This is a genomic window from Pseudomonas sp. lyk4-R2A-8 (genome assembly GCF_030209095.1).
GTDB lineage: Bacteria > Pseudomonadota > Gammaproteobacteria > Pseudomonadales > Pseudomonadaceae > Aquipseudomonas > Aquipseudomonas quebecensis.
The window spans coordinates 55,384-81,574 of record NZ_JARVSS010000039.1 but is presented as its reverse complement, the minus strand read 5'-3'; the positions used below and the strand labels follow the sequence as shown (position 1 = coordinate 81,574).

At 54.8% G+C, this 26,191-nt stretch carries 30 protein-coding genes and 4 tRNA genes; all 34 read left to right on the top strand.

Going from position 1 to position 26,191, the window contains the following annotated elements:
* The first annotated feature begins 165 nt into the window (after window positions 1-165).
* The 34 genes from birA to rpsN all read left to right on the top strand — a co-directional run bounded on the left by birA (window position 166) and on the right by rpsN (window position 26,174).
* On the top strand, window positions 166-1,125 hold the full coding sequence (birA, locus tag QRN10_RS24725; protein WP_181081303.1) for a bifunctional biotin--[acetyl-CoA-carboxylase] ligase/biotin operon repressor BirA: 960 nt from the start codon (window positions 166-168) through the stop codon (window positions 1,123-1,125).
* Window positions 1,115-1,864 carry a pantothenate kinase gene (locus QRN10_RS24720; RefSeq protein WP_285429353.1) on the top strand — a complete coding sequence of 250 codons (750 nt, stop codon included), beginning with the start codon at window positions 1,115-1,117 and terminating at the stop codon, window positions 1,862-1,864. The genes birA and QRN10_RS24720 overlap by 11 nt, the downstream gene beginning before the upstream one ends.
* Window positions 1,865-1,871: 7 nt before the next feature.
* Window positions 1,872-2,318 (top strand): hypothetical protein, encoded by a 447-nt coding sequence (locus QRN10_RS24715; RefSeq protein WP_181081305.1) that lies wholly within the window; start codon window positions 1,872-1,874, stop codon window positions 2,316-2,318.
* Window positions 2,319-2,461: 143 nt separating this feature from the next.
* Window positions 2,462-2,546, top strand: a tRNA-Tyr gene (locus QRN10_RS24710).
* A 24-nt stretch (window positions 2,547-2,570) separates the two neighbouring features.
* A tRNA-Gly gene (locus QRN10_RS24705) sits at window positions 2,571-2,644 on the top strand.
* A 26-nt stretch (window positions 2,645-2,670) separates the two neighbouring features.
* Window positions 2,671-2,746: transfer RNA gene (locus QRN10_RS24700), tRNA-Thr, on the top strand.
* 160 nt (window positions 2,747-2,906) lie between these two features.
* A tRNA-Trp gene (locus tag QRN10_RS24695) sits at window positions 2,907-2,982 on the top strand.
* Window positions 2,983-3,027: 45 nt separating this feature from the next.
* Window positions 3,028-3,396 carry a preprotein translocase subunit SecE gene (gene secE, locus QRN10_RS24690; protein ID WP_003194658.1) on the top strand — a complete coding sequence of 123 codons (369 nt, stop codon included), beginning with the start codon at window positions 3,028-3,030 and terminating at the stop codon, window positions 3,394-3,396.
* Between the two features lie 9 nt (window positions 3,397-3,405).
* A complete protein-coding gene (gene nusG, locus QRN10_RS24685; protein WP_003176436.1) occupies window positions 3,406-3,939 on the top strand; it encodes a transcription termination/antitermination protein NusG in 534 nt (177 codons plus the stop codon).
* A 117-nt stretch (window positions 3,940-4,056) separates the two neighbouring features.
* Entirely contained in the window at window positions 4,057-4,488 is a 432-nt protein-coding gene (rplK, locus tag QRN10_RS24680; RefSeq protein ID WP_003176435.1) for a 50S ribosomal protein L11, read from the top strand.
* Window positions 4,488-5,183, top strand: coding sequence for a 50S ribosomal protein L1 (gene rplA, locus QRN10_RS24675; protein WP_003176434.1), 696 nt, complete (start codon window positions 4,488-4,490; stop codon window positions 5,181-5,183). Before rplK ends, rplA begins: the two co-directional genes overlap by 1 nt.
* Window positions 5,184-5,381: 198 nt before the next feature.
* A complete protein-coding gene (gene rplJ / locus QRN10_RS24670) occupies window positions 5,382-5,882 on the top strand; it encodes a 50S ribosomal protein L10 (RefSeq protein WP_034101003.1) in 501 nt (166 codons plus the stop codon).
* A gap of 75 nt (window positions 5,883-5,957) precedes the next feature.
* Complete coding sequence (gene rplL, locus QRN10_RS24665; protein WP_034148078.1) at window positions 5,958-6,323, top strand: 50S ribosomal protein L7/L12; 366 nt, start codon at window positions 5,958-5,960, stop codon at window positions 6,321-6,323.
* Between the two features lie 219 nt (window positions 6,324-6,542).
* Window positions 6,543-10,616, top strand: a complete 4,074-nt coding sequence (gene rpoB / locus QRN10_RS24660) for a DNA-directed RNA polymerase subunit beta (RefSeq protein WP_181081306.1) — start codon at window positions 6,543-6,545, stop codon at window positions 10,614-10,616.
* Window positions 10,617-10,680: 64 nt separating this feature from the next.
* Window positions 10,681-14,880 carry a DNA-directed RNA polymerase subunit beta' gene (gene rpoC / locus QRN10_RS24655; protein WP_285429352.1) on the top strand — a complete coding sequence of 1,400 codons (4,200 nt, stop codon included), beginning with the start codon at window positions 10,681-10,683 and terminating at the stop codon, window positions 14,878-14,880.
* Between the two features lie 216 nt (window positions 14,881-15,096).
* Entirely contained in the window at window positions 15,097-15,468 is a 372-nt protein-coding gene (gene rpsL, locus QRN10_RS24650) for a 30S ribosomal protein S12 (protein ID WP_002555494.1), read from the top strand.
* A 118-nt stretch (window positions 15,469-15,586) separates the two neighbouring features.
* Window positions 15,587-16,057 carry a 30S ribosomal protein S7 gene (rpsG, locus tag QRN10_RS24645; RefSeq protein WP_002555493.1) on the top strand — a complete coding sequence of 157 codons (471 nt, stop codon included), beginning with the start codon at window positions 15,587-15,589 and terminating at the stop codon, window positions 16,055-16,057.
* Between the two features lie 30 nt (window positions 16,058-16,087).
* Window positions 16,088-18,193 carry an elongation factor G gene (gene fusA, locus QRN10_RS24640; RefSeq protein ID WP_065909927.1) on the top strand — a complete coding sequence of 702 codons (2,106 nt, stop codon included), beginning with the start codon at window positions 16,088-16,090 and terminating at the stop codon, window positions 18,191-18,193.
* A 30-nt stretch (window positions 18,194-18,223) separates the two neighbouring features.
* Window positions 18,224-19,417 carry an elongation factor Tu gene (tuf, locus tag QRN10_RS24635; protein ID WP_008374172.1) on the top strand — a complete coding sequence of 398 codons (1,194 nt, stop codon included), beginning with the start codon at window positions 18,224-18,226 and terminating at the stop codon, window positions 19,415-19,417.
* Window positions 19,418-19,574: 157 nt separating this feature from the next.
* Window positions 19,575-19,886, top strand: coding sequence for a 30S ribosomal protein S10 (rpsJ, locus tag QRN10_RS24630; protein ID WP_003186070.1), 312 nt, complete (start codon window positions 19,575-19,577; stop codon window positions 19,884-19,886).
* 81 nt (window positions 19,887-19,967) lie between these two features.
* Window positions 19,968-20,603, top strand: coding sequence for a 50S ribosomal protein L3 (rplC, locus tag QRN10_RS24625; RefSeq protein ID WP_003194649.1), 636 nt, complete (start codon window positions 19,968-19,970; stop codon window positions 20,601-20,603).
* A gap of 12 nt (window positions 20,604-20,615) precedes the next feature.
* Window positions 20,616-21,218, top strand: coding sequence for a 50S ribosomal protein L4 (rplD, locus tag QRN10_RS24620; RefSeq protein ID WP_003176424.1), 603 nt, complete (start codon window positions 20,616-20,618; stop codon window positions 21,216-21,218).
* Window positions 21,215-21,514 carry a 50S ribosomal protein L23 gene (gene rplW, locus QRN10_RS24615; protein WP_002555488.1) on the top strand — a complete coding sequence of 100 codons (300 nt, stop codon included), beginning with the start codon at window positions 21,215-21,217 and terminating at the stop codon, window positions 21,512-21,514. Before rplD ends, rplW begins: the two co-directional genes overlap by 4 nt.
* Before the next feature lie 14 nt (window positions 21,515-21,528).
* The gene (gene rplB / locus QRN10_RS24610) at window positions 21,529-22,353 is read left to right on the top strand and encodes a 50S ribosomal protein L2 (RefSeq protein WP_003186055.1); all 825 of its coding nucleotides are present in this window, start codon (window positions 21,529-21,531) and stop codon (window positions 22,351-22,353) included.
* Between the two features lie 16 nt (window positions 22,354-22,369).
* Window positions 22,370-22,645, top strand: coding sequence for a 30S ribosomal protein S19 (gene rpsS, locus QRN10_RS24605; protein ID WP_002555486.1), 276 nt, complete (start codon window positions 22,370-22,372; stop codon window positions 22,643-22,645).
* A gap of 11 nt (window positions 22,646-22,656) precedes the next feature.
* The gene (rplV, locus tag QRN10_RS24600; protein ID WP_003103908.1) at window positions 22,657-22,989 is read left to right on the top strand and encodes a 50S ribosomal protein L22; all 333 of its coding nucleotides are present in this window, start codon (window positions 22,657-22,659) and stop codon (window positions 22,987-22,989) included.
* A 13-nt stretch (window positions 22,990-23,002) separates the two neighbouring features.
* Window positions 23,003-23,689: a 30S ribosomal protein S3 gene (rpsC, locus tag QRN10_RS24595; protein WP_003176422.1), complete on the top strand. Its 687-nt coding sequence runs from the start codon at window positions 23,003-23,005 to the stop codon at window positions 23,687-23,689.
* A 12-nt stretch (window positions 23,690-23,701) separates the two neighbouring features.
* Window positions 23,702-24,115 (top strand): 50S ribosomal protein L16, encoded by a 414-nt coding sequence (gene rplP / locus QRN10_RS24590; RefSeq protein ID WP_003176421.1) that lies wholly within the window; start codon window positions 23,702-23,704, stop codon window positions 24,113-24,115.
* Window positions 24,115-24,306, top strand: a complete 192-nt coding sequence (gene rpmC, locus QRN10_RS24585) for a 50S ribosomal protein L29 (protein ID WP_002555481.1) — start codon at window positions 24,115-24,117, stop codon at window positions 24,304-24,306. The genes rplP and rpmC overlap by 1 nt, the downstream gene beginning before the upstream one ends.
* Before the next feature lie 2 nt (window positions 24,307-24,308).
* Window positions 24,309-24,575 (top strand): 30S ribosomal protein S17, encoded by a 267-nt coding sequence (gene rpsQ / locus QRN10_RS24580; protein WP_003176419.1) that lies wholly within the window; start codon window positions 24,309-24,311, stop codon window positions 24,573-24,575.
* A gap of 23 nt (window positions 24,576-24,598) precedes the next feature.
* Window positions 24,599-24,967: a 50S ribosomal protein L14 gene (rplN, locus tag QRN10_RS24575; RefSeq protein WP_002555479.1), complete on the top strand. Its 369-nt coding sequence runs from the start codon at window positions 24,599-24,601 to the stop codon at window positions 24,965-24,967.
* Window positions 24,968-24,978: 11 nt separating this feature from the next.
* Window positions 24,979-25,293, top strand: a complete 315-nt coding sequence (gene rplX, locus QRN10_RS24570) for a 50S ribosomal protein L24 (RefSeq protein WP_007896770.1) — start codon at window positions 24,979-24,981, stop codon at window positions 25,291-25,293.
* 22 nt (window positions 25,294-25,315) lie between these two features.
* On the top strand, window positions 25,316-25,855 hold the full coding sequence (gene rplE / locus QRN10_RS24565) for a 50S ribosomal protein L5 (protein WP_003194642.1): 540 nt from the start codon (window positions 25,316-25,318) through the stop codon (window positions 25,853-25,855).
* A 13-nt stretch (window positions 25,856-25,868) separates the two neighbouring features.
* Window positions 25,869-26,174 carry a 30S ribosomal protein S14 gene (rpsN, locus tag QRN10_RS24560; RefSeq protein ID WP_003176414.1) on the top strand — a complete coding sequence of 102 codons (306 nt, stop codon included), beginning with the start codon at window positions 25,869-25,871 and terminating at the stop codon, window positions 26,172-26,174.
* Window positions 26,175-26,191: the final 17 nt, after the last annotated feature.

The following is a 26,191-nucleotide window of genomic DNA, read 5'->3' as shown; positions in this document are numbered from 1 at the left end:
CCGAAACCCCAATTGCGAGAGCAGTTGGGGTTTTGTTTTGGGCGCTCGAAAAGCGGAGTGAGGGCACTCTGATTTTCTCCTGTTTTCGACGCTAAATTTTGCCCTTTCTATGCAAGCACTCTTCGCATGGCTATCATGCGTGCCTCATTGTGAGGCGATACTTGCATGCTGATGTTGTTGAAGCTTCTTAAAGACGGCCGATTTCATTCTGGTGAGGAGCTCGGTGCGGCTCTGGGTGTGAGTCGTAGCGCGGTATGGAAGCAGCTCCAGAATTTAGAACTTGAATCGAACCTGGCTATTCACAGGGTTCGAGGAAGAGGCTATCAATTGGCTGCTCCTGTGTCCTTCCTGGATGCTGATGAAATTGCCCTGAATGCGCCTTCTTTGTCTTACCCCATTTTCATATCTGAATCTCTTGATTCGACCAACGCTGAAGCCCTGCGCTTGATTACTGCAGGCTCTACTGCGCCCTTTCTCGTGCTTGCGGAGCGGCAAACGGCAGGGCGGGGAAGACGTGGCCGCCAATGGGTAAGTCCGTTTGCGCAAAATATCTATTACAGCCTCGTATTGCGTATCGAAGACGGATTGCGCCAATTGGACGGGCTTAGCCTGGTTGTTGGTTTGGCTGTTATGCGCGCCTTGCAAGCGTCAGGCGTGCATCGTGCGGGACTGAAGTGGCCGAACGATGTGTTGGTGGATGGTAAGAAGATTGCCGGGATCCTGTTAGAGCTCGTGGGCGATCCGGCAGACATCTGTCACGTAGTCGTTGGCATTGGCATCAATGTGAATATGCAAGAAGTCGCCGGTATCGATCAGCAATGGACCTCTGTGCAATTGGAGGCTGGGGCTCCTGTTGATCGCAACCAAATGGTCGCGCAGCTTGGAGCGCAGTTGCAGCATTATCTCGAGTGTCACCGTGAATCTGGTTTTGAGGCTTTGCGAGAGGAGTGGGAGCAGAATCATCTGTGGCAGGGATGCTTGGTCTCCCTTATCGCAGGAGCAAATCAAATTCATGGGCGCGTGCTGGGTATCGATGGCCGTGGCGCTTTGCGCTTAAATGTAGCTGGTGTAGAGAAAGCATACAGCGGTGGTGAGCTAAGCCTGAGGTTGCGTGATGATTCTTGAGCTCGACTGTGGGAATAGCTTTATCAAATGGAGAGTGATCGAACCAATTGGAAAATCGGCGTTTGCCGAGGGGGTCGTTGGTTCGGATATGGCCTTAATTGAAGGGCTGAAGGTCGTTCCAGGCCTAAGCTTGGCGCGCTGTCGAATGGTGAGTGTTCGTGCGGTAGAGGAGACTGAAAGGCTCGTTGAGGCCCTGGTGCGTACCTTTAACCTCGTTGTCTCTGTTGCTGCCCCGGCCCGGGAAATGGGCGGTGTGCGCAACGGGTACCACGAGTTCGAGCGTCTGGGGCTGGACCGATGGTTGGCCATGCTGGGAGCCTTCAAGCTGGCAAATCGCGCGTGCTTGGTACTCGACTTTGGTACTGCGGCCACTGCAGATTATGTTGGGGCGGATGGAGAGCATCTGGGAGGGTTCATTTGCCCAGGGATGCCACTCATGCGTAATCAGCTGCGTACTCACACGCGCAAGATACGTTATGACGATGTGGAGGCGGAGCGAGCCTTGGAACGCCTGTCGCCGGGACGTACTACTGTGGAAGCTGTGGAGCGCGGTTGTGCGCTGATGCTGAGGGGCTTCGTTTTGACCCAGTTGGAACAGGCGCGGGTTTACTGGGGGGATAATTTCACCGTGTTTCTTACGGGTGGAGATGCGCAATTGATAGCGGATGCGGTGCCTGAAGCTCGGCTTGTGCCCGACCTGGTTTTCGTTGGTTTGGCCATGGCCTGCCCTTTGCCCTGAGGTGTCTATGCGTTGGCTGTTTCTGCTTCTGGTTGTTCTCAATGTCTTCTATTACATTTGGCATCAGCAGGAGGCGCCTTTGCGCGCCAAAGATGTAACGCCTCTGAGTCTTTATCGTGGCTCGTCTCAGGATATAAGGCTATTGAGTGAATCTTCTGATGCTGCTGTCCGTCGGGATCGCTCTAAGACGGCTGAAGCGCAAGATACCTGCCTGTATGTCGGTGGGTTTGCCGATCAGCGCCAGGCGGTCGCGCTTGAGCAGCGACTTACAAGCCTGGATATAAAGGTCCAAGTCCAGTTGCTTAAGTCTTCAGACGCCTCCCGGTATTGGCTTCGGGTCTCGCCAGAAAGCCGGAGGCTGGCAGACGATCTGCCCCTTGAAAACCTTGCTAAGGAATTCAATGAGTTAAAACATAAAATAATGTTGTGCGAAGGCGTTGCAACTGCCGAATAGTTTGCATAGAATGGCGCCCGCTTCGCAGTGAAGACCGTTGAGGTCTACGGTGTGAAGCGAAGGTCAACGCAGCTAACCTCATATTTTTAAATGAGAAATTGCTTGACAGAAGGCTGGCATGATGTAGAATGCCGGCTCGCTTAGGAGGGGTTCCCGAGCGGCCAAAGGGATCAGACTGTAAATCTGACGTCTACGACTTCGAAGGTTCGAATCCTTCCCCCTCCACCATTTTTAGCGTGAGCTGCAGGCTCCGCGGGTATAGTTTAGTGGTAGAACCTCAGCCTTCCAAGCTGATGATGCGGGTTCGATTCCCGCTACCCGCTCCATGTTTGCAGGTCGTGCAAAGTGTTTTGCTCTTGTAGCTCAGTTGGTAGAGCACACCCTTGGTAAGGGTGAGGTCAGCGGTTCAAATCCGCTCAAGAGCTCCATATAACAAGGCAGATATGAAAATATCTGCCTTTGTTTTAACAGCTGCCTCGGCTTGTTGGTGTTTGCTTGGCTGTTTTGCTGGGTGATTTCAAGTCTAGTGGGGTTGGTTGTTGTAAAGTCTTTTTCAGGCCTGCATAATGGTCGGCCTGATTTTGTTTTAGGTCAGTAGCTCAATTGGCAGAGCGACGGTCTCCAAAACCGTAGGTTGGGGGTTCGATTCCCTCCTGACCTGCCAGATTCACGTGGTGTGTCTGGCTTTCTTTTCACAGGATCTTCATAGATGACTCCTAAGGCTGAAGCTCAAAGCTCTCGTTTCGATCTCGTCAAGTGGCTCGCTGTAGTCGCTTTGGTGGTCGTAGGCGTTGTTGGCAATCAGTACTATTCTGCTTCGCCGATCCTGTATCGAGTTCTTGCACTGCTGGCTCTTGCTGCTGTCGCTGCCTTTGTTGGCTTGCAGACTGCAAAGGGTAAGTCGTTTGCAGTCCTGGTGAAGGAAGCTCGCACCGAAATTCGTAAAGTCGTTTGGCCGACTCGCCAAGAAACCACGCAGACCACGCTGATTGTTGTGGCTGTCGTTCTGGTTATGGCGTTGCTGTTGTGGGGGCTTGATTCCCTGCTCGGTTGGCTTGTTTCCTTGATTGTTGGCTAAGGGTGTCCCGTGGCTAAGCGTTGGTACGTTGTGCATGCTTACTCGGGTTACGAGAAGCATGTTATGCGCTCTTTGCTGGAGCGCGTAAAGCTTGCAGGCATGGAAGATGGCTTCGGTGAAATTCTGGTTCCCACTGAAGAAGTGGTTGAAATGCGGAATGGTCAGAAGCGTAAAAGCGAACGCAAGTTCTTCCCTGGCTACGTGCTGGTTCAGATGGACATGAATGAGGGTACTTGGCACTTGGTCAAGGACACTCCTCGTGTCATGGGCTTTATCGGCGGTACTGCTGATAAGCCTGCGCCGATCACCGATAAAGAGGCGGAAGCGATTCTGCGTCGTGTCGCTGATGGTAGCGACAAGCCTAAGCCGAAGACGTTGTTCGAGCCTGGTGAAGTCGTTCGTGTTACAGATGGTCCGTTCGCTGACTTCAACGGAACTGTCGAAGAGGTTAACTACGAAAAGAGCCGGATCCAAGTGGCTGTGCTCATTTTCGGTCGCTCTACTCCGGTAGAGTTGGAGTTCAGCCAGGTCGAAAAGGTCTAGCTGAGCAAGCATCCCAACCCCACAGCCTTAGGCTGTGGGGTTTTGTCGTCACTGGGATAAACGCGCAAGTAACCGGGGAGCCTTTCGAGGCGTTTGAACCCGTAATTGGAGTGCCTCATGGCCAAGAAGATTACCGCTTACATCAAGCTGCAAGTGAAGGCCGCTCAGGCCAACCCTAGTCCACCTGTCGGCCCGGCTCTGGGTCAGCACGGCGTGAACATCATGGAATTCTGCAAGGCCTTCAACGCCCGTACTCAGGGTCTTGAGCCAGGTCTGCCGACCCCTGTGATCATCACTGTGTACAGCGACCGTAGCTTCACTTTTGAAACCAAGTCGACTCCGGCTTCGGTTCTGCTGAAGAAAGCTGCTGGCCTGACCAGCGGTTCCGCTCGTCCTAACACTGTTAAGGTTGGCACCGTCACTCGTGCCCAGCTGGAAGAGATCGCGAAAACCAAAAACGCTGATCTGACTGCAGCTGATATGGATGCAGCCGTGCGTACCATCGCCGGTTCTGCTCGTAGCATGGGCCTTAACGTGGAGGGTGTGTAATGGCTAAGCTGACCAAGCGCCAAAAGGCTATCGCCGGCAAAATCGAAGCAGGCAAGTCCTACAATTTTGTAGACGCCGCCGCTCTGCTGACCGAGCTGTCGACTGTCAAGTTCAGCGAGTCCGTTGACGTTGCTGTGAACCTGGGCGTTGACCCACGTAAATCCGACCAAGTCGTTCGTAGCGCTACTGTGCTGCCACACGGCACTGGCAAGACTGTACGTGTAGCTGTTTTCACCCAGGGCCCTGCTGCTGAAGCTGCCCTGGCTGCCGGTGCTGACCGCGTTGGCATGGACGACCTGGCTGCCGAAATGAAAGGCGGCGACCTGAACTACGACGTGGTCATCGCTTCTCCTGATGCAATGCGTGTTGTAGGTCAGTTGGGTCAGATCCTGGGTCCACGTGGCCTGATGCCTAACCCAAAAGTCGGCACCGTAACTCCAGACGTAGCTACCGCGGTTAAGAACGCCAAAGCTGGTCAGGTTCGTTATCGCACCGACAAAAACGGCATCATTCACACCTCCGTTGGCAAGGTTGGCTTCGACGCCGTCAAGCTGAAGGAAAACGTTGAAGCCCTGATCGCGGATCTGAAGCGTATCAAGCCAGCTTCTTCGAAAGGCATCTACGTTAAGCGCGTTACCCTGAGCACCACTATGGGCCCAGGTCTGGTCATCGACCAAGGTTCGCTGGACGTATAAGACACAGATTGGCGCAAGCAATTGCGCCAATTGAAAAATTGGGGTCCCTGCCTGGCGGGGGCTATCCAAGACCGTAGGCGACGCAAGTCTTAAACCACAAGCCTACGCAGATGGTGCTCCCGGTTCCTTACCGAATCAGACACCAAAACGACATCCGGCTCAGGTCGGATGAAACGGTAACAAGCAGGAGTTAAACCCGTGGCAATTAATCTCGAAGACAAGAAGGCCATCGTCGCTGAAGTCAACGAGGCTGCCAAAGCTGCTCTGTCCGCTGTCGTGGCTGATGCCCGTGGTGTGACAGTAGGCGCTATGACCGGACTCCGTAAAGAGGCTCGTGAAGCTGGCGTATACGTACGTGTTGTACGTAACACCCTGCTCAAGCGCGCTGTTGCTGACACTGAATACAGTGTTCTCAATGACGTGTTCACCGGCCCGACCTTGATTGCATTCTCCACCCAACATCCAGGTGCTGCTGCCCGTTTGTTCAAAGAGTTTGCTAAGGGTCAGGATAAGTTCGAGATCAAGGCAGCTGCGTTCGAGGGCAAGTACCTCGCAGCTAACCAAATCGACGTGCTGGCAACTCTGCCGACCCGTGACGAAGCAATCTCCCAGCTGATGAGCGTGATTCAAGGCGCTACCAGCAAATTGGCTCGTACTCTGGCGGCAATTCGCGACCAAAAAGAAGCTGCTGCAGCCTAAGGCTCGTCAACTTCTCGCGTTTTTTGTTTTTTTCGATGGTCGCGTAGGCCGTCCCCAATATCAGGAATTAGATTCATGTCTATCTCTCAGAACGATATCCTTGAAGCAGTTGGCAACATGTCCGTAATGGAAGTTGTTGAGCTGATCAAAGCTTTCGAAGAAAAATTCGGCGTTACCGCTGCTGCTGCTTCCGCTGGTCCAGCTGCTGCTGCTGCCGTTGTTGAAGAGCAAACCGAATTCAACGTCATGCTGACCGAAGCTGGCGAGAAGAAAGTTAACGTGATCAAGGCAGTACGTGAACTGACCGGTCTGGGCCTGAAAGAAGCCAAGGCTGTAGTTGACGGCGCTCCTGCCATGGTTCTGGAAGCTGTTGCCAAAGACGCAGCTGACAAAGCCAAAGCAACTCTGGAAGAAGCAGGCGCTAAAGTCGAGCTGAAGTAAGCATCGACCTTGCGTCTCCAGCCCAAGCGTTAAGCTGAAGGCTGATGGCTGGTGGCTCTTGCCACCGGCCTTTTTCCGTTCTTGGCTGTCGACTCGGTCGCCGCCATTAACGCGCTGTAGCCACCCGATGCGGTGGTGCAAACCATGGGGTTTGCAAGATTTTCTGGCTGCTCCCGTCGGAGGGGCCAAACAAGCAGGTGACCAAGCTGGGGAACGCTGATGGCTTACTCATATACTGAGAAAAAACGTATCCGCAAGGACTTTAGCAAGTTGCCGGACGTCATGGATGTCCCGTACCTTCTGGCTATCCAGCTGGATTCGTATCGTGAATTCTTGCAGGCGGGAGCGACCAAAGATCAGTTCCGCGACGTGGGCCTGCATGCGGCCTTCAAATCCGTTTTCCCGATCATCAGCTACTCCGGCAATGCTGCGCTGGAGTACGTGGGTTATCGCCTGGGCGAACCGGCATTTGATGTCAAAGAATGTGTGTTGCGTGGCGTTACGTACGCCGTACCTTTGCGGGTAAAAGTCCGTCTGATCATTTTCGACAAAGAATCGTCGAACAAAGCGATCAAGGACATCAAAGAGCAAGAAGTCTACATGGGCGAAATCCCATTAATGACTGAAAACGGTACCTTCGTTATTAACGGTACCGAGCGTGTAATCGTTTCCCAGCTGCACCGTTCCCCGGGCGTGTTCTTTGACCACGACCGCGGCAAAACGCACAGCTCTGGCAAGCTCCTGTATTCCGCGCGGATTATTCCGTACCGCGGTTCGTGGCTGGACTTCGAGTTCGACCCGAAAGACTGCGTATTCGTGCGTATTGACCGTCGTCGTAAACTGCCGGCCTCGGTATTGTTGCGCGCGCTCGGCTATACCACCGAACAGGTGCTGGATGCTTTCTACACCACCAACGTATTCAGTCTGAAGGATGAAACCCTCAAGCTGGAACTGATTGCTTCGCGTCTGCGTGGTGAAATTGCTGTCCTGGACATTCAGGATGAAAAAGGCAAGGTTATTGTTGAAGCTGGCCGTCGTATCACTGCGCGCCACATCAACCAGATCGAAAAAGCCGGTATCACAGAGCTCGAAGTGCCTCTGGACTATGTCCTGGGCCGCACCACCGCCAAGGTTATCGTTCACCCGGCCACAGGCGAGATTCTGGCTGAGTGCAACACCGAGCTGAACACCGAGATCCTGGCGAAAATCGCCAAGGCACAGGTTGTTCGCATCGAAACCCTGTATACCAACGACATCGACTGCGGTCCGTTCATCTCCGACACGCTGAAGATCGACTCCACCAGCAACCAATTGGAAGCGCTGGTCGAGATCTATCGCATGATGCGTCCTGGTGAGCCACCAACCAAAGACGCTGCCGAAACCCTGTTCAACAACCTGTTCTTCAGCCCTGAGCGCTATGACCTGTCCGCGGTCGGCCGGATGAAGTTCAACCGTCGTATCGGTCGTACCGAGATCGAAGGTTCGGGCGTGCTGTGCAAGGAAGATATCGTTGCGGTTCTGAAGACTCTGGTCGACATCCGTAACGGCAAAGGCATTGTCGATGACATCGACCACCTGGGTAACCGTCGTGTTCGCTGCGTAGGCGAAATGGCCGAGAACCAGTTCCGCGTTGGCCTGGTGCGTGTTGAGCGTGCGGTCAAAGAGCGTCTGTCGATGGCTGAAAGCGAAGGCTTGATGCCGCAAGACCTGATCAACGCCAAGCCAGTGGCTGCGGCGGTGAAAGAGTTCTTCGGTTCCAGCCAGCTTTCGCAGTTCATGGACCAGAACAACCCGCTCTCCGAGATCACCCACAAGCGCCGTGTTTCTGCACTGGGCCCGGGCGGTCTGACCCGTGAGCGTGCAGGCTTTGAAGTTCGTGACGTACACCCGACGCATTACGGTCGCGTATGCCCGATCGAAACGCCGGAAGGTCCGAACATCGGTCTGATCAACTCCTTGGCCGCCTATGCGCGCACCAACCAGTACGGCTTCCTCGAAAGCCCGTACCGTGTGGTGAAAGACGCTCTGGTTACTGACGAGATCGTCTTCCTGTCCGCCATCGAAGAAGCTGATCACGTGATCGCTCAGGCTTCGGCCACGATGAACGACAAGAAAGTCCTGATCGACGAGCTGGTAGCTGTTCGTCACTTGAACGAGTTCACCGTCAAGGCGCCGGAAGACGTCACCTTGATGGACGTTTCGCCGAAGCAGGTAGTTTCGGTCGCAGCGTCGCTGATCCCGTTCCTGGAGCACGATGACGCCAACCGTGCGTTGATGGGTTCCAACATGCAGCGTCAGGCTGTACCGACCCTGCGTGCCGACAAGCCGCTGGTAGGTACCGGCATGGAGCGTAACGTAGCTCGTGACTCCGGCGTTTGCGTCGTGGCTCGTCGTGGCGGCGTGATCGATTCCGTTGATGCCAGCCGTATCGTGGTTCGTGTTGCCGATGACGAAGTTGAAACTGGCGAAGCTGGTGTCGACATCTACAACCTGACCAAATACACCCGCTCGAACCAGAACACCTGCATCAACCAGCGTCCGCTGGTCAGCAAGGGTGATCGTGTCCAGCGCAGCGACATCATGGCCGACGGCCCGTCCACCGATATGGGTGAACTGGCTCTGGGTCAGAACATGCGCATCGCGTTCATGGCGTGGAACGGCTTCAACTTCGAAGACTCCATCTGCCTGTCCGAGCGTGTTGTTCAAGAAGACCGCTTCACCACGATCCACATTCAGGAACTGACCTGTGTGGCGCGTGATACCAAGCTTGGGCCAGAGGAAATCACTGCGGACATCCCGAACGTGGGTGAGGCTGCACTGAACAAGCTGGACGAAGCCGGTATCGTTTACGTAGGTGCTGAAGTTGGCGCAGGCGACATTCTGGTTGGTAAGGTCACTCCGAAAGGCGAGACCCAGCTGACCCCAGAAGAGAAACTGTTGCGTGCCATCTTCGGTGAAAAAGCCAGCGACGTTAAAGACACTTCCCTGCGTGTACCTACCGGTACCAAGGGGACTGTCATCGACGTACAGGTCTTCACCCGTGACGGCGTTGAGCGTGATGCTCGTGCACTGTCCATTGAGAAGACCCAGCTCGACGAAATCCGCAAGGATCTCAACGAAGAGTTCCGTATCGTTGAAGGCGCGACCTTCGAACGTCTGCGCTCCGCTTTGGTAGGTCACAAAGCTGAAGGTGGCGCCGGTCTGAAGAAAGGTCAGGACATCACCAATGAAGTCCTCGACGGTCTTGAGCATGGTCAGTGGTTCAAACTGCGCATGGCCGAAGATGCTCTGAACGAGCAGCTCGAGAAGGCTCAGGCTTACATCGTTGATCGCCGCCGTCTGCTGGACGACAAGTTCGAAGACAAGAAGCGCAAACTGCAGCAGGGCGATGACCTGGCTCCAGGCGTGCTGAAAATCGTCAAGGTTTACCTGGCAATCCGTCGTCGCATCCAGCCGGGCGACAAGATGGCCGGTCGTCACGGTAACAAAGGTGTGGTCTCCGTGATCATGCCGGTTGAAGACATGCCGCACGATGCCAATGGCACACCGGTTGACGTCGTCCTCAACCCACTGGGCGTACCTTCGCGTATGAACGTTGGTCAGATCCTCGAAACCCACCTGGGCCTCGCAGCCAAAGGTCTGGGCGAGAAGATCAACCGTATGATCGAGGAGCAGCGCAAGGTTGCAGACCTGCGTAAGTTCCTGCACGAGATCTACAACGAGATCGGCGGTCGCAACGAAGAGCTGGACACCTTCTCCGACCAGGAAATCCTGGATCTGGCGAAGAACCTGCGCGGCGGCGTTCCAATGGCTACCCCGGTGTTCGACGGTGCCAAGGAAAGCGAAATCAAGGCCATGCTGAAACTGGCTGACCTGCCGGAAAGTGGCCAGATGCAGCTGTTCGACGGCCGTACCGGCAACAAGTTTGAGCGCCCGGTTACCGTTGGCTACATGTACATGCTGAAGCTGAACCACTTGGTAGACGACAAGATGCACGCGCGTTCTACCGGTTCGTACAGCCTGGTTACCCAGCAGCCGCTGGGTGGTAAGGCTCAGTTCGGTGGTCAGCGTTTCGGGGAGATGGAGGTCTGGGCACTGGAAGCATACGGTGCTGCTTACACTCTGCAAGAAATGCTCACAGTGAAGTCGGACGATGTGAACGGTCGTACCAAGATGTACAAAAACATCGTGGACGGCGATCACCGTATGGAGCCGGGCATGCCCGAGTCCTTCAACGTGTTGATCAAAGAAATTCGTTCCCTCGGCATCGATATCGATCTGGAAACCGAATAACACGTGACGCGAATCGAGAGCGGGGCGGTGATGCCCGCTCTCTGCTCCGCCAGGAGGAAAGGCCTTGAAAGACCTACTGAATTTGCTGAAAAACCAGGGTCAAGTCGAAGAGTTCGACGCCATCCGTATTGGGTTGGCATCGCCTGAGATGATCCGTTCGTGGTCGTTCGGTGAAGTTAAAAAGCCGGAAACCATTAACTACCGTACGTTCAAACCTGAGCGTGACGGCCTGTTCTGCGCCAAGATCTTTGGCCCGGTAAAGGATTACGAGTGCCTGTGCGGTAAGTACAAGCGCTTGAAGCACCGTGGTGTGATCTGCGAGAAGTGCGGCGTTGAAGTTGCACTGGCCAAGGTTCGTCGTGAGCGCATGGCGCACATCGAGCTGGCTTCGCCGGTTGCCCACATCTGGTTCCTGAAATCGCTGCCGTCCCGTATCGGCTTGCTGATGGACATGACCCTGCGTGATATCGAGCGCGTTCTCTACTTCGAGAGCTATGTCGTTATCGATCCGGGTATGACCACCCTTGAAAAGGGTCAGTTGCTGAACGATGAGCAATACTTCGAAGCGCTGGAAGAGTTCGGCGACGATTTCGATGCCCGCATGGGCGCCGAAGCTGTGCGCGAACTCCTGCACGCTATCGACCTGGAGCACGAGATTGGCCGCCTGCGCGAAGAAATTCCGCAAACCAACTCCGAAACCAAAATCAAGAAACTGTCCAAGCGTCTGAAGTTGATGGAAGCCTTCCAGGGTTCCGGCAACTTGCCAGAGTGGATGGTGCTGACCGTTCTGCCGGTTCTGCCGCCGGATCTGCGTCCGCTGGTACCGTTGGATGGTGGTCGTTTCGCGACGTCCGACCTCAACGACCTGTACCGCCGCGTGATCAACCGTAACAACCGCTTGAAGCGCCTGCTTGATCTGTCCGCTCCTGACATCATCGTGCGCAACGAAAAGCGTATGTTGCAAGAGGCCGTCGATGCTCTGCTCGACAACGGTCGTCGTGGCCGCGCTATCACCGGTTCGAACAAGCGTCCTCTGAAATCCCTGGCTGACATGATCAAGGGTAAGCAAGGTCGTTTCCGTCAGAACTTGCTCGGTAAGCGTGTTGACTACTCCGGTCGTTCGGTAATTACCGTAGGCCCGACCCTGCGTCTGCACCAGTGCGGTCTGCCTAAGAAAATGGCGCTTGAACTATTCAAGCCGTTCATCTTCGGCAAGCTGGAAATGCGCGGTCTCGCAACCACCATCAAAGCGGCCAAGAAAATGGTCGAGCGCGAACTGCCAGAGGTTTGGGACGTTCTCGCTGAAGTAATTCGCGAACACCCGGTTCTCCTCAACCGTGCACCGACCCTTCACCGTCTGGGTATCCAGGCGTTTGAACCGGTGCTGATCGAAGGTAAGGCTATCCAGCTGCACCCTCTGGTCTGTGCTGCGTACAACGCCGACTTCGACGGCGACCAAATGGCCGTGCACGTACCGCTGACCCTGGAAGCCCAGCTGGAAGCGCGTGCGTTGATGATGTCGACCAACAACATTCTGTCGCCAGCCAACGGTGAGCCAATCATCGTTCCGTCGCAGGACGTTGTATTGGGTCTGTACTACATGACTCGTGAAGCGATCAACGCCAAAGGCGAAGGTCGTGTGTTCGCTGACCTGCAGGAAGTTGACCGTGTGTTCCGTGCCGGCGAAGCCGCACTGCACGCCAAGGTTAAAGTGCGGATCAACGAAACCGTCAACGACCGTGATGGCGGCAGCGTGACCAACACCCGTATCGTCGACACCACTGTCGGCCGTGCGCTGTTGTATCAGGTTGTGCCAAAAGGCCTGTCGTACGATGTCGTCAACCTGCCAATGAAGAAAAAGGCGATCTCCAAGCTGATCAACCAGTGCTACCGCGTGGTTGGTTTGAAAGAGACCGTGATCTTCGCTGACCAGTTGATGTACACCGGTTTTGCTTATTCGACCATTTCCGGCGTTTCCATCGGTGTTAACGACTTCGTTATCCCGGATGAAAAAGCCCGCATCATCGGTGCAGCCACCGACGAAGTGAAAGAGATCGAAAGCCAGTACGCCTCCGGCCTGGTAACCCAGGGCGAGAAGTACAACAAGGTGATCGACCTTTGGTCCAAGGCCAACGATGAAGTTTCCAAGGCGATGATGACCAACCTCTCGAAAGAGAAAGTCATCGACCGTCACGGCGACGAAGTTGACCAAGAGTCCTTCAACTCGATGTACATGATGGCCGACTCGGGCGCACGGGGTTCTGCTGCGCAGATCCGTCAGCTCGCCGGTATGCGTGGTCTGATGGCCAAGCCGGACGGTTCCATCATCGAAACGCCGATTACCGCGAACTTCCGTGAAGGGTTGAGCGTACTTCAGTACTTCATCTCGACTCACGGTGCTCGTAAAGGTCTGGCGGATACCGCGTTGAAAACCGCTAACTCCGGTTACCTGACCCGTCGTCTGGTAGACGTTGCACAAGATCTGGTGGTTACCGAGATCGATTGCGGCACCGAGCACGGCCTGCTGATGACTCCGCACATTGAAGGCGGCGACGTTGTAGAGCCGCTGGGTGAGCGCGTATTGGGTCGTGTCATTGCCCGCGACGTATTCAAACCAGGCACCGAGGAAGTTATCGTTCCTGCCGGCACCCTGGTTGACGAGAAGTGGGTTGAGTTCATCGAGCTCAACAGCATCGACGAAGTGATTGTTCGCTCGCCGATCAGCTGCGAAACCCGCTACGGCATTTGCGCCAAGTGCTACGGCCGTGACTTGGCTCGTGGTCACCAGGTGAACATCGGTGAAGCGGTCGGCGTTATCGCTGCCCAGTCCATCGGTGAGCCGGGTACTCAGCTGACCATGCGTACGTTCCACATCGGTGGTGCGGCAAGCCGGACCTCCGCGGCTGACAGCGTTCAGGTGAAGAATGGCGGTACCGTCCGTCTGCACAACCTCAAGCACGTTGAGCGAGTGGATGGCCATCTGGTCGCTGTGTCCCGTTCCGGTGAGCTGGCGATTGCTGATGACTACGGTCGTGAGCGTGAGCGTTACAAGCTGCCGTACGGTGCTGTGATTTCGGTTAAAGAGGGTGACAAGGTCGACGCTGGCGCTATCGTGGCCAAGTGGGATCCGCACACTCACCCAATCGTTACCGAAATGAAAGGTACCGTGACCTACGTGGGCATGGAAGAAGGCATCACGATCAAGCGTCAGACTGACGAATTGACCGGTATGACCAACATTGAAGTCCTCGACGCGAAGGATCGTCCAGCTGCCGGTAAAGACATCCGTCCTGCCGTGAAGATGGTCGATGACAACGGTAAGGATCTGTTGCTGCCAGGCACTGACGTAATCGCTCAGTACTTCCTGCCAGCCAACGCCCTTGTCGGTGTAGCGGATGGTGCGAAGATCGCCATCGGTGACGTTATCGCGCGTATCCCGCAAGAGACTTCGAAGACCCGTGACATCACCGGTGGTCTGCCGCGTGTTGCCGACTTGTTCGAAGCTCGTCGTCCGAAGGAAGCGTCGATTCTGGCTGAAGTCAGCGGCACCATCGCGTTCGGTAAAGAGACCAAAGGCAAGCGCCGTCTGGTCATTACTCCGAACGACGGTAGTGATCCGTACGAAGAGCTGATTCCGAAGTGGCGTCACCTCAACGTCTTCGAAGGCGAACAGGTAAACCGCGGCGAAGTTATCTCTGACGGTCCAAGCGACCCACACGACATCCTGCGTCTGCTGGGTGTGAGTGCGCTGGCCAAGTACATCGTTAACGAGATCCAGGACGTTTACCGTCTGCAGGGTGTGAAGATCAACGATAAGCACATCGAGACCATCCTGCGTCAGATGCTGCGTAAAGTTGAAATCGCTGAATCCGGCGATTCGAGTTTCATCAAGGGCGACCAGATGGAATTGACTCACGTACTGGTAGAAAACGAGCGCCTTGCAGCGGAAGACAAGTTTGTCTCCAAGTTTACCCGTGTGTTGCTGGGTATCACTAAGGCGTCGTTGTCCACTGAGTCGTTCATCTCGGCGGCCTCCTTCCAGGAGACCACTCGCGTACTGACCGAAGCAGCGGTAACCGGCAAGCGCGATTACCTGCGCGGCCTGAAAGAGAACGTGGTCGTGGGTCGTCTGATCCCGGCTGGTACCGGTTTGGCTTATCACAGCGAACGTAAGCGTCGCCGTGATGCTGACAAGCCGTTGCGCGTAAGCGCCAGTGAAGTGGAAGCTGCACTGACCGAAGCGCTGAACTCAAGCGGTAACTGAGTTCTGCGATAGATGAGTCCGGGCCCTGGCCGCTCCGTTCGTCGGATCGAAGCAATTTTGCTCCGGTTCGATGGGCGGAGAGGTCGGGGCCTTGCCTTGACTGGGGACAAGATCCTCTTTAGACTCTTGTACCCCTAAATTTGGCGGGAATTCGTTCCTGCCATTTTGCTTTTCTTGCAAGACAATAGCGTCGCAAGACAACAGTGGAGCTAGTAGATGGCAACTATCAACCAGCTGGTACGTCAGCCGCGTAAGCGTATCGTCGAGAAATCCGACGTGCCTGCGCTGCAGAACTGCCCGCAACGTCGTGGCGTATGCACTCGTGTGTATACCACCACGCCGAAAAAACCTAACTCGGCACTGCGTAAAGTATGCCGTGTGCGTCTGACCAACGGTTTCGAGGTTTCCTCGTACATCGGCGGTGAAGGCCACAACCTGCAAGAGCACAGCGTGGTACTGATCCGCGGCGGTCGTGTAAAAGACTTGCCAGGTGTCCGTTACCACACCGTACGCGGTTCCTTGGATACTTCCGGCGTTAAAGGTCGTAACCAGGGTCGTTCGAAGTACGGTACCAAGAAGCCTAAGTAGTAGCGGCTTTTTGTAAACCTGAATCATCTTATTTTCTGAGTCGATAAGAGTAAGGTCGGAGGCGTCCCGAAAGGGCACCGATTCCGAGCGAACCTGAAGACCGTTTGAGGGCTTATCCATGCCAAGAAGACGCGTAGCAGCCAAGCGCGAAGTGCTTGACGATCCAAAATACGGAAGCCAAATTCTGGCCAAGTTCATGAACCACGTAATGGAAAGCGGCAAGAAAGCCGTTGCCGAGCGTATCGTTTATGGCGCGCTGGAAAAGGTTAAAGAACGCAAGAACAGCGACCCCCTGGAAATCTTCGAGAAAGCTCTCGACGCCATCGCTCCGCTGGTCGAAGTGAAGTCGCGCCGTGTAGGCGGTGCTACTTACCAGGTTCCGGTTGAAGTTCGTCCGTCCCGTCGTAACGCTCTGGCAATGCGCTGGTTGGTAGACTTCGCCCGTAAGCGCGGCGAGAAGTCTATGGCTCTGCGTTTGGCCGGCGAACTGTTGGACGCTGCTGAAGGTAAAGGTGCTGCTGTTAAGAAGCGTGAAGACGTGCACCGTATGGCTGAAGCTAACAAAGCTTTCTCGCACTACCGCTTCTAATTTTAGCTTCACTAATTTTGCGAGGGCTTTATGGCTCGTACTACTCCGATTAGCCGCTACCGTAACATCGGTATCGTCGCTCACGTGGATGCTGGTAAAACCACCACCACCGAGCGCGTGCTGTTTTACACCGGCAAAAGTCACAAAATGGGCGAGGTGCATGACGGCGCCGCGACCACAGACTGGATGGTTCAGGAGCAGGAGCGTGGTATTACCATTACTTCTGCTGCCATTACCGCCTTCTGGAAAGGTTCCGAGAAGCAGTACAAAGACGAGCATCGCTTCAACGTAATCGATACCCCGGGCCACGTGGACTTCACCATTGAAGTTGAACGTTCCCTGCGCGTACTCGACGGCGCTGTCGTTGTGTTCTGCGGTACTTCGGGTGTTGAGCCTCAGTCGGAAACCGTATGGCGTCAAGCCAACAAATACGGCGTGCCGCGTCTTGTTTACGTAAACAAGATGGACCGTGCTGGTGCCAACTTCCTGCGCGTGATCGGCCAGATCAAGCAGCGTCTGGGTCACACTCCGGTGCCGATCCAGTTGGCTATCGGTTCCGAAGATAACTTCCAGGGTCAGATTGATCTGATCAACATGGAAGCTGTCTACTGGAATGATGCCGACAAGGGCATGGTTCCTGTTCGTAAGCCTATCCCTGCTGAACTGCAGGAACTGGCTGATGAATGGCGCAATAACATGGTCGAGGCTGCTGCCGAAGCCAGCGAAGAGCTGATGAACAAATACCTCGAAGGTGAAGAGCTCACCAACGCGGAAATCAAGGCCGCTCTGCGTCAGCGTACTATTGCTGGCGAGATCGTCCTGGCTGTTTGTGGTTCTTCGTTCAAGAACAAGGGCGTTCCCCTGGTTCTCGACGCCGTTATCGACTACCTGCCTGCTCCAACCGACATTCCTGCTATCAAGGGTACCAACCCTGATAACGAGGAAGAAGAGATGGAGCGTCACGCCGATGACAGCGAGCCGTTCTCGGCTCTGGCGTTCAAGATCGCTACCGACCCATTCGTGGGTACTTTGACCTTCGTCCGCGTTTACTCGGGCGTGTTGGCATCCGGCGACGGCGTGATCAACTCGGTTAAAGGTAAGAAAGAGCGCGTGGGCCGTATGGTGCAGATGCACGCAAACGCTCGCGAAGAGATCAAGGAAGTACGCGCTGGCGACATCGCGGCCCTGATCGGCATGAAGGACGTCACCACTGGTGAGACTTTGTGCGACGCTGCTAAGCCAATCATCCTGGTTCGCATGGACTTCCCGGAGCCGGTTATTTCGGTTGCCGTTGAGCCTAAGACCAAGGATGACCAGGAAAAAATGGGTATCGCTCTGGGCAAGCTTGCTCAGGAAGATCCATCTTTCCGCGTCAAGACTGATGAAGAGACTGGTCAAACGATCATCTCCGGCATGGGCGAGCTGCACCTGGACATCCTGGTAGACCGGATGCGCCGTGAGTTCAACGTCGAAGCCAACATCGGTAAGCCTCAGGTTTCCTATCGTGAGCGCATCACGAAGAACTGTGAAATCGAAGGCAAATTCGTTCGTCAGTCCGGCGGTCGTGGTCAATTCGGTCACTGCTGGATCCGTTTTGCTCCTGCTGACGAAGGTCAGGAAGGTCTGCAATTCGTGAACGAAGTAGTAGGTGGTGTTGTTCCTAAGGAATACATCCCTGCTATCCAGAAGGGTATCGAGGAGCAGATGAAGAACGGTGTTGTTGCCGGCTATCCGCTGATCGGCCTGAAAGCAACCGTTTTTGACGGTTCTTACCACGACGTCGACTCCAACGAGATGGCGTTTAAGGTGGCTGCTTCCATGGCAACCAAGCAACTGGCCCAGAAGGGCGGTGGTGAGTTGCTTGAGCCAATCATGGCGGTAGAAGTTGTTACACCTGAAGACTATATGGGTGATGTCATGGGCGACCTTAACCGTCGTCGCGGCATGATCTTGGGTATGGAAGATACGGTTTCCGGCAAGGTGATTCGCGCCGAGGTTCCGTTGGGCGAGATGTTCGGTTATGCGACCGACGTTCGTTCCATGTCTCAGGGTCGCGCAAGCTACTCTATGGAATTCAAAAAATACAACACAGCTCCGGCGCACATCGCTGAAACTGTATCCAAAAAACAAGGCTGATTCAGTCCTTTAGGCAAGGAGTTAATTGTCGTGGCTAAAGAAAAATTTGATCGTTCCCTACCGCACGTAAACGTTGGCACCATCGGCCACGTTGACCACGGTAAAACCACTCTGACCGCTGCTCTGACTCGCGTCTGCTCCGAAGTTTTCGGTTCGGCCGTAGTTGAATTCGACAAGATCGACAGCGCTCCAGAAGAAAAAGCTCGTGGTATCACCATCAACACCGCGCACGTTGAGTACAACTCGACTATTCGTCACTACGCTCACGTTGACTGCCCAGGTCACGCTGACTATGTGAAGAACATGATCACCGGTGCTGCCCAGATGGACGGCGCGATCCTGGTTTGCTCGGCCGCTGATGGTCCGATGCCACAAACCCGTGAGCACATCCTGCTGTCCCGTCAGGTAGGCGTTCCGTACATCGTGGTTTTCCTGAACAAGGCTGACCTGGTAGACGACGCTGAGCTGCTGGAACTGGTTGAGATGGAAGTGCGCGATCTGCTGAGCACTTACGACTTCCCAGGCGACGACACTCCGATCATCATCGGTTCTGCTCGTATGGCTCTGGAAGGCAAAGACGACAACGAAATGGGCACCACTGCCGTTCGTAAGCTGGTTGAAACTCTGGATACCTACATCCCAGAACCAGTTCGTCTGACCGACAAGCCGTTCCTGATGCCAATCGAAGACGTATTCTCGATCTCCGGTCGCGGTACTGTTGTGACTGGTCGTATCGAGCGCGGTATCGTTCGCGTTCAGGATCCACTGGAAATCGTTGGTCTGCGTGACACCACCGTCACCACCTGCACCGGTGTTGAAATGTTCCGTAAGCTGCTCGACGAAGGTCGTGCTGGCGAGAACTGCGGCGTTCTGCTGCGTGGTACCAAGCGTGACGACGTTGAGCGTGGCCAGGTTCTGGTTAAGCCAGGTTCGGTTAAGCCGCACACCAAGTTCACCGCAGAAGTTTACGTTCTGAGCAAGGAAGAAGGCGGTCGTCACACTCCGTTCTTCAAAGGCTACCGTCCACAGTTCTACTTCCGTACTACTGACGTGACCGGTAACTGCGAATTGCCAGAAGGCGTAGAAATGGTAATGCCAGGCGATAACATTCAAATGACTGTTACCCTGATCAAAACCATCGCTATGGAAGACGGTCTGCGCTTCGCTATCCGTGAAGGCGGCCGTACCGTTGGTGCTGGTGTTGTAGCTAAAATCATCGAGTAAGCTCTTTCTTGAGTTAGCTTGGATGTTTTGAAAAAGCCCCCGCTCAGCGGGGGCTTTTTTATTGGGTTGACACCTATCGGGGCCGTCTATAGAATTGCGCCTCCTTTTAACGGGCGTATTGCGCTCGGTGGGAATAGCAGCCGGAGTCTGAAATCCAATGCAAAATCAGCAAATCCGTATCAGGTTGAAGGCTTTTGACCATCGCCTGATCGACCAATCCACCCAGGAAATCGTGGAAACCGCGAAACGTACTGGTGCTCAAGTGCGTGGTCCAATTCCACTGCCTACCCGTAAAGAGCGGTTCACCGTTCTGGTCTCCCCGCACGTCAACAAAGACGCGCGTGACCAGTACGAGATCCGTACTCATAAGCGCGTACTGGACATCGTCCAGCCAACGGATAAAACCGTTGATGCACTTATGAAGCTCGATCTGGCGGCCGGTGTGGAAGTACAGATCAGCCTCGGCTAAGACTTGGGTCTTAGTCGTGTAACGCTCTGAAATGGGCGGCCATAGCGGGTGAAAGCCCCGTACACTCATGAGGTTTACAACATGACTATTGGTGTAGTCGGTCGTAAATGCGGTATGACCCGTATTTTCACCGAAGAAGGTGTCTCCATTCCGGTCACGGTCATTGAGATCGAGCCGAATCGCGTCACCCAGTTCAAAACTGAAGAAACCGATGGCTATCGTGCAGTGCAAGTCACTGTCGGCGAGCGTCGTGCTTCGCGCGTGACTGCTGCTCAAGCAGGTCACTTCGCAAAAGCAAACGTTGCAGCTGGTCGCACTGTTATGGAGTTCCGTCTTGAAGACGGCGACTACCAGGCTGGCGATCTGATCAACGCTGAAATCTTCGCCGCTGGTCAACTGGTTGATGTAACCGGTCAGTCCAAAGGTAAAGGCTTCCAGGGTACGATCAAGCGTTGGAATTTCCGTGGCCAAGACAACACTCACGGTAACTCCGTCTCCCACCGCGTCCCGGGCTCTATTGGCCAGTGCCAGACTCCTGGTCGTGTATTCAAGGGCAAGAAAATGTCCGGTCATATGGGCGCTGAGCGCGTGACCGTGCAGTCCCTCGAAGTAGTGCGCGTCGACGCTGAACGCAATCTGTTGTTGGTCAAGGGTGCTGTTCCTGGCGCTACTGGCGGCAACCTGGTTGTACGTCCAGCGGCCAAGGCTCGCGGTTAAGGGGAAGCTGACATGCAATTAAATGTAAATGACGCTCAAGCGATCGAAGTTTCCGAACTGACATTTGGCGGCGAATTCAACGAGACGCTGGTTCACCAAGCAGTCGTGGCCTACATGGCCGGCGGCCGTCAAGGTAGCAAGCAGCAAAAGACCCGTTCCGACGTTCGTGGTGGCGGTAAGCGCCCTTGGCGTCAGAAAGGTACTGGCCGTGCTCGTGCCGGTACTATCCGTAGCCCAATCTGGCGCGGCGGCGGTACCACTTTTGCAGCTCGTCCGCAGGATCACTCTCAGAAGCTCAACAAGAAGATGTATCGCGCAGCTCTGCGCTCCATCCTTGCTGAACTCGTGCGTACTGATCGCCTGGTCGTGGTTCAGGACTTCGCTGTTGAAAGTCCAAAAACCAAAGATCTGCTGGGCAAACTGAACAACATGAGCCTGACCGACGTTTTGATCGTGTCTGAAGCTGTTGATCAGAACCTGTACCTGGCTGCTCGCAACCTGCCACACGTTGATGTACGTGATGTGCAAGGTTCCGATCCAGTTAGTCTGATCGCATACGACAAGGTGTTGATCACCGTGTCGGCCGTGAAGAAATTCGAGGAGCTGCTGGGATGAACCAGGAACGCGTATTTAAAGTTCTGCTTGGCCCGCACGTTTCCGAAAAGGCTACGGTTCTGGCTGACAAGAAAGGCCAGTTCGTTTTCAAGGTTGCAACTGACGCAACCAAGCTGGAAATCAAGAAGGCCGTCGAAAGCCTGTTCAGCGTGAAAGTAGAGCGTGTTACTACCCTGAATGTTCTGGGTAAGAGCAAGCGCACTGCTCGCGGTCTGGGCAAGCGTAATGACTGGAAGAAGGCAGTTATCTCCCTTCAGCCAGGCCAAGATCTCGATTTCAGCAGCAGTGCTGAGTAAGGAAGGGGTGCATCATGGCAATCGTTAAATGCAAACCGACTTCCCCTGGCCGCCGTTTTGTGGTCAAGGTGGTCAACCAGGAGCTGCATAAAGGCGCTCCTCACGCACCGCTGCTCGAGAAGAAATCGAAGTCTGGTGGTCGTAACAACAATGGTCGTATTACCACTCGTCACATCGGTGGTGGCCATAAGCAGCATTATCGTCTGGTCGACTTCCGTCGCAACGACAAAGATGGCATCGCTGCCACTGTCGAGCGTATCGAATACGATCCAAACCGTACTGCTCACATCGCTCTGCTGCTTTACGCAGATGGCGAGCGTCGCTACATCATCGCCCCTAAAGGCGTGAGCGCTGGCGACCAGCTGATCGCAGGTGCTTTGGCACCGATCAAGCCGGGCAACGCTCTGCAGCTGCGTAACATTCCAGTTGGTAGCACCGTACACGGCATCGAATTGAAGCCAGGTAAAGGCGCGCAAATCGCTCGTTCCGCTGGTGCTTCGGCTCAGCTGATCGCTCGTGAAGGTGTCTACGTGACCCTGCGTCTGCGTTCTGGTGAGATGCGTAAAGTATTGGCTGAATGCCGTGCGACCCTGGGCGAAGTCTCGAACTCCGAGCACAGCCTGCGTTCGCTGGGTAAAGCTGGTGCCAAACGCTGGCGTGGCGTTCGCCCAACCGTTCGTGGTGTTGCCATGAACCCGGTTGACCACCCACACGGTGGTGGTGAAGGTCGTACCTCTGGTGGTCGTCATCCGGTATCGCCATGGGGCTTCCCGACTAAGGGCGCGAAGACTCGTGGTAATAAGCGTACCGACAAAATGATCGTCCGTCGTCGCAAGTAAATAGAGGGATACGACAGTGCCACGTTCTCTGAAAAAAGGTCCTTTTATTGATCTTCACCTACTGAAGAAGATCGAAGTGGCGGCGGAAAAGAACGATCGCAAACCAGTTAAGACCTGGTCGCGTCGTTCGATGATCCTGCCACAAATGGTCGGTTTGACCATCGCAGTACACAACGGTCGTCAACACGTCCCCGTTCTCGTTAACGAAGACATGGTCGGCCACAAACTAGGCGAGTTTGCCGGTACCCGCACTTATCGTGGGCACGTGGCAGACAAGAAAGCCAAGCGTTAAGGGGTAAGGAAATGGAAGTAGCCGCTAAGTTGTCGGGCGCTCGAATCTCCGCCCAGAAAGCCCGCTTGGTCGCCGACCAGATCCGCGGGAAGAAGGTGGGCGAAGCGCTCAACCTGTTGGCTTTCAGCAGTAAGAAAGCCGCCGAGATCATGAAGAAAGTGCTGGAGTCGGCCGTAGCCAACGCCGAGCATAACGAAGGCGCAGACGTTGATGACCTTAAAGTCAGCACCGTTTTCGTCAACGAAGGGCGTTCGCTGAAGCGCATCATGCCACGTGCCAAAGGCCGTGCTGATCGCATCGTCAAGCGGTCTTGCCATATCACTGTCAAGGTTGCTGACAAGTAACGGAGTCGAAGAGATGGGTCAGAAAGTACATCCCATTGGCATTCGCCTGGGAATCGTCAAGGAGCACACCTCCGTCTGGTACGCAGACGGTCGGACTTATGCGGACTACTTGTTCGCTGATCTGAAGGTGCGTGAGTATCTCCAAGACAAACTAAAAAGCGCGTCCGTAAGCCGTATCGATATCCATCGTCCGGCGCAAACTGCACGTATCACCATCCACACCGCTCGTCCAGGTATCGTTATCGGGAAGAAAGGTGAAGATGTTGAGAAACTGCGTCAGGACCTGACCAAGCAAATGGGTGTGCCTGTGCACATCAATATCGAAGAGATCCGCAAGCCGGAGCTCGACGGTATGCTGGTTGCGCAGAGCGTAGCTCAGCAGCTGGAGCGTCGCGTAATGTTCCGTCGCGCTATGAAGCGCGCCGTACAGAACGCCATGCGCATTGGTGCCAAAGGCATCAAAATCCAAGTGAGCGGTCGTCTCGGCGGTGCTGAAATCGCACGTACTGAATGGTATCGCGAAGGTCGTGTGCCACTGCACACCCTGCGTGCCGACATCGACTATGCCAACTACGAAGCTCACACCACTTACGGTGTGATCGGTGTAAAGGTTTGGATCTTCAAAGGCGAAGTAATTGGTGGTCGCCAAGAAGAACTGAAACCACAAGCACCAGCGCCTCGTAAAAAAGCTGCTAAGTAAGGGGTACGCCAAATGTTGCAACCTAAGCGTACGAAGTTCCGCAAGCAGATGACAGGCCACAACCGTGGTCTGGCTCAGCGCGGTAGCAAAGTCAGCTTCGGCGAGTTCGCGCTGAAGTCTGTAGCTCGTGGTCGTCTCACCGCTCGTCAGATCGAGTCAGCGCGTCGTGCTCTGACCCGTCACGTAAAACGTGGCGGCAAGATCTGGATCCGTGTATTCCCGGACAAGCCGATCTCCAAGAAGCCTCTCGAAGTGCGGATGGGTAAAGGTAAGGGTAACGTGGAATACTGGGTAGCCCAGATTCAGCCAGGCAAAGTCCTGTATGAAATCGAGGGTGTTTCTGAAGAGCTGGCGCGTGAGGCTTTCGCCCTGGCTGCTGCAAAGCTGCCGCTCGCCACCTCCTTTGTTAAACGGACGGTGATGTGATGAAAGCGAATGAACTTCGTGAAAAATCCGCACAGCAGCTGAACGAGCAACTGCTCGGCTTGCTGCGCGACCAGTTCAATCTGCGCATGCAGAAAGCAACTGGCCAGTTGGGGCAGTCTCATCTGCTCTCGCAAGTTAAGCGTGACATCGCTCGCGTGAAGACTGTGCTCAACCAGCAGGCAGGTAAGTGATCATGGCTGAAGCCGAAAAGACTGTCCGTACGCTGACTGGCCGTGTTGTCAGCGACAAGATGGACAAAACCATCACCGTTTTGATCGAGCGTCGCGTTAAGCACCCGATCTACGGTAAATATGTTAAGCGTTCGACTAAGCTGCACGCGCACGACGAAACCAATCAGTGCCACATCGGCGACAAAGTCACTATTCGTGAAACTCGTCCGCTGGCCAAGACCAAGTCTTGGGCACTGGTTGATGTTCTCGAACGCGCTGTGGAAGTCTAAGGACTAGGGGTCGGAGAAATTATATGATTCAGACTCAATCCATGCTCGATGTGGCCGATAACAGCGGCGCTCGCCGTGTTATGTGCATCAAGGTGCTGGGTGGCTCCCATCGTCGTTACGCTGGTATCGGTGACATCATCAAAGTTACCGTGAAGGAAGCAATTCCTCGCGGTAAGGTGAAAAAAGGCCAAGTGATGACTGCTGTTGTAGTCCGCACTCGTCACGGCGTACGCCGTGCAGATGGCTCCATTATCCGCTTTGATGGCAACGCTGCTGTTCTTCTGAACAACAAGCAAGAGCCGATCGGCACCCGTATCTTTGGGCCAGTGACCCGTGAACTTCGTACTGAGAAGTTCATGAAGATCGTCTCGCTCGCCCCAGAAGTGCTGTAAGGAGATCCGACATGCAAAAGATTCGTCGTGACGACGAGATCATCGTGATCGCCGGCAAAGACAAAGGTAAGCGCGGTAAGGTGCTGAAGGTTCTCGCTGACGACCGTCTGGTCGTTGGTGGTTTGAACCTGGTCAAGCGTCATACCAAGCCTAACCCGATGTCGGGCGTACAGGGCGGTATCGTCGAGAAAGAAGCGCCATTGCACGCTTCTAACGTCGCCATCTTCAACGGCGAAACCAACAAGGCTGATCGTGTTGGTTTCAAAGTAGAAGACGGTAAGAAAATTCGTGTCTTCAAGTCGACCCAAAAAGCGGTTGATGCTTGAACACTGCTAGGTAGATAAGACCATGGCACGACTACAAGAGATTTACCGGAAGGAAATCGCCCCCAAGCTTAAGGAAGAACTTAAGCTCGGGAACGTGATGGAAGTTCCGCGCGTTACCAAAATCACCCTGAACATGGGTCTGGGCGAAGCGATCGGCGACAAAAAAGTCATCGAGCACGCTGTTGCTGACCTGGAAAAGATCACCGGCCAAAAAGTCGTCGTGACCTACGCTCGCAAATCCATCGCTGGCTTTAAAGTCCGTGAAGGTTGGCCGATCGGCGTCAAGGTAACTCTGCGCCGTGAGCGTATGTACGAATTCCTGGATCGTCTGCTGTCGATCTCCCTGCCTCGGGTCCGCGACTTCCGCGGCCTGAATGCCAAGTCCTTCGATGGTCGTGGTAACTACAGCATGGGCGTGAAAGAGCAGATCATCTTCCCGGAAATCGACTACGACAAGATCGATGCTCTCCGCGGTCTGGACATCACCCTGACCACCACTGCCAAGAACGATGATGAAGGTCGCGCCCTGCTGCGTGCTTTCAAATTCCCGTTCCGCAACTGATTGGAGTAGGACCATGGCCAAGATGAGCATGAAAAACCGCGAGCTGAAGCGTCAGCTCACGGTTGCCAAGTACGCCAAGAAGCGTGCAGCACTGAAAGCGATCATCGTTGATCTGAACGCAAGTCCAGAAGCGCGTTGGGAAGCTACAGTTGCCCTGCAGAAGCAGCCACGTGACGCAAGCGCTTCGCGCATGCGTAACCGCTGCCGCCTGACCGGTCGTCCACACGGCGTTTACCGCAAGTTCGGCCTCGGCCGTAACAAACTGCGTGAAGCGGCAATGCGTGGCGACGTACCAGGTCTGGTTAAAGCCAGCTGGTAAGTACTTTCAGAGTCCAG